Annotated in this window: 2 protein-coding genes; both read left to right on the top strand. The window is 61.5% G+C overall.

Annotated features, from left to right (window positions below; translation table 11 throughout):
* Positions 1 to 125 precede the first annotated feature (125 nt).
* Complete coding sequence (locus IQK56_RS29090; RefSeq protein ID WP_193864317.1) at positions 126 to 1,151, top strand: iron ABC transporter substrate-binding protein; 1,026 nt, start codon at positions 126 to 128, stop codon at positions 1,149 to 1,151.
* Positions 1,151 to 2,704, top strand: a complete 1,554-nt coding sequence (locus tag IQK56_RS29085; protein WP_193864318.1) for an ABC transporter permease — start codon at positions 1,151 to 1,153, stop codon at positions 2,702 to 2,704. The genes IQK56_RS29090 and IQK56_RS29085 overlap by 1 nt, the downstream gene beginning before the upstream one ends.
* The last annotated feature ends 90 nt before the right edge of the window (positions 2,705 to 2,794 follow it).

Raw genomic sequence — 2,794 nt, 5'->3', positions numbered from 1 at the left:
AAAGCGGGTTTTTTCGTTTCTGGGGTTTAAAAACTCTGCCAGCGTTTGCTGCTACGCCGCACCTGAGAAACTTTATCGTTTATCCTTGCAATGATTTGTTGCATCTCAAGTGAGGAAAACCCCGGATGATGATCCGCGATACCCGCCCCAAGACATCCCTTCTGCGTGGCCTGACCATCACTCTGCTCGGCCTGGCCCTGCTCTCGCCCGCCGCTTATTCTGCCGACAAAGTTTCCCTGACCTTGTACAACGGCCAGCATAAAGAAGTCGGCGATGAACTCGCCAAGGCCTTCGAAGCCAAAACCGGCATCCACGTCAATGTGCGCAAAGGCAGCAGCAACCAGTTGGCCAGCCAGGTCGTGGAAGAAGGCGACCGCTCCCCCGCCGACGTGATCTACACCGAAGAATCTCCGCCACTGAACAAACTCGGCGAGCAAGGCCTGCTGGCCAAGATCGATGCCAGCACCCTCGACGTACTGCCCAAGGATTACGTCGGCAGCAACGGCGACTGGATGGGCGTGACTGCGCGCACTCGTGTCGTAGCCTTCAACCCCAAATTGATTGCCGAGAAAGACCTGCCCAAGTCCGTACTGGATTTCGCCGGCCCCGAGTGGCAAGGCAAAGTCGGCTTCGTGCCCACCAGCGGCGCGTTCCAGGAACAGGCCGTGGCAATCATCAAGCTGCACGGCCGTGAAGCGGCTGAAGAATGGCTCACCGGCCTGCGTGCGTTCGGCAAGGTATACAGCAATAACATGGTCGCCCTGAAGGCCGTGGAAAACGGCGAAGTCGCCACCGTCCTGGTGAACAACTACTACTGGTTCGCCCTGAAGAAAGAAAAAACCAACCTGGACTCCCAACTGCACTATTTCACCGACGGCGACGCTGGCGGCCTGATTACCGTGTCGTCCGCTGCCACGCTGAAATCCAGCAAGCACCCCAAGGAGGCCCAGCAACTGCTGGCATTCATGGCCAGTGAAGAAGGCCAGCGGGTCATCACCAATACGTCGGCGGAATACCCGCTGCGCAAAGGCATGGAATCCAACCGTGGCCTCAAGCCTTTCAGCGAGCTGCAACCGCCGAAAGTCACGCCTGCGGACCTGGGCAACGCCGAAGAAGCCCTGGAACTGGAACGTGACGTTGGCTTGAACTGATGACCCCGTCGCTCTCCGCTGTGGGGTTCAGCCCCCGCCGCAAACGCCCGTCGATCTGGCTGCTGCTGCCCGTACTGTTCCTGGTTGGCCTGAGCCTGTTGCCGCTGGCCTATGTCGGCCTGAAAGCCTGGCAGGCCGGGTGGGCGCAAGCAGTGCATCTGTTGTGGCGGCCTTATGTGTTCGGACTGCTGCGCAACACCCTGGCGCTGATGGTGGGGGTGACGGTGACCTGCGGTGTGATCGGCCTGTCCCTGGCCTGGCTGCTGGAACGCAGCAACCTGCCCGGGCGACGCATCTGGGGTGTGATCCTGTGCCTGCCGTTTGCGGTACCTGCGTTTGTCAGCAGCTTTACCTGGGTGTCGCTGAGCGCCAACTTCGAAGGGCTGGGCGGGGCGATCCTGGTGATGAGCCTGTCCAAATACCCGCTGGTGTTTCTGCCTGTGGCGGCGACATTGCGCAACCTTGACCCTTCCCTGGAAGAGTCGGCTCGCACGCTGGGGCTCAATCGCTGGGGGGTGTTTTTGCGTATCACGCTGCCGCTGCTGTGGCCATCGCTGCTGGCGGGGGCATTGCTGATTGCGCTGCATATGCTGGTGGAGTTCGGCGCCTTGTCGATCATCGGCCTGCAAACCTTCACCACCGCGATTTACCAGCAGTTCGAGCTGGAATTCAGTAACGCCAACGCCGCGATGCTTTCAGCAGTGCTGCTGGTGATGTGCCTGACCCTGCTGTGGCTGGAGCTGCGCGTGCGCGGCAAGGGCCGACACGTACGTATCGGCCAGGGCGCGGCGCGGCATGCCGAGCAGGTCAAGCTGGGTAAATGGGCGCCGCTGGGCCAGGTGTATTGCCTGGCGCTGGCAATCATTGGCAGCGGCATCCCCCTGGGGATGCTCGCTTATTGGTTGGCGGTCGGTTCGTCGGCAGCGTTTCCGGTGGCCGAGATCAGCGAGGCGCTACTGTCTTCCCTGGCCCTCTCGCTCGGCGGCGCAGCGTTGTGCCTGGTAATGGCCGTCCCGGTCGGGTTGCTGGTAGTGCGCTACAAAGGCCAACTGGCGATCTGGGCCGAGCGCCTGCCGTATCTGCTGCACGCCCTGCCCGGCCTGGTGATCGCGCTGACGCTGGTGTATTTCGCGCTGCATTACGTGCCCGCGCTGTACCAGACGTCGGCGTTGCTGCTGATCGCCTATGCGCTGCTGTTTTTGCCGTTGGCCCAGGCGCCGATCCGCACCGCATTGAATAAGGCCGCGCCGCAATTGGAAGAGGCTGCGCGCACGCTGGGGGCTTCGTCGTTCAGTGCTTTTTGCCGGGTGACCTTGCCGATTATCTTCCCGGCACTGGGGGCTGCGTTTGCGCTGGTGTTCCTGGATGCGATGAAGGAATTGACGGCGACGCTGCTGCTCAGCCCGACTGGCCTGAACACACTGGCCACGGCCGTGTGGTCGCATACGTCGAATGTGGAATTCGCGGCCGCGGCGCCTTATGCGGCGTTGTTGATTCTGGTGTCGGGGTTGCCGGTCTATCTGTTAACCACTCGGATGTACTTGAGCCGCTGAGATCGCTATCGGGGGCAAGCCCCCTCCCACCCTTGACTGTATTCACACATCAAAATGTGGGAGGGGGCTGCCCCATGAGGCCTGGCCAGA

This window comes from Pseudomonas cyclaminis (assembly GCF_015163715.1).
GTDB lineage: Bacteria > Pseudomonadota > Gammaproteobacteria > Pseudomonadales > Pseudomonadaceae > Aquipseudomonas > Aquipseudomonas cyclaminis.
The sequence above is the reverse complement of the archived record's forward strand: the minus strand, read 5'-3'. Positions and strand labels throughout refer to the sequence as shown.

Excerpts from the sequence above, each read along its gene's own strand:
- IQK56_RS29085 (WP_193864318.1), top strand. The coding sequence starts at position 1,151 with ATGACCCCGTCGCTCTCCGCTGTGGGGTTCAGCCCCCGCCGCAAACGC.
- IQK56_RS29090 (WP_193864317.1), top strand. The coding sequence starts at position 126 with ATGATGATCCGCGATACCCGCCCCAAGACATCCCTTCTGCGTGGCCTG.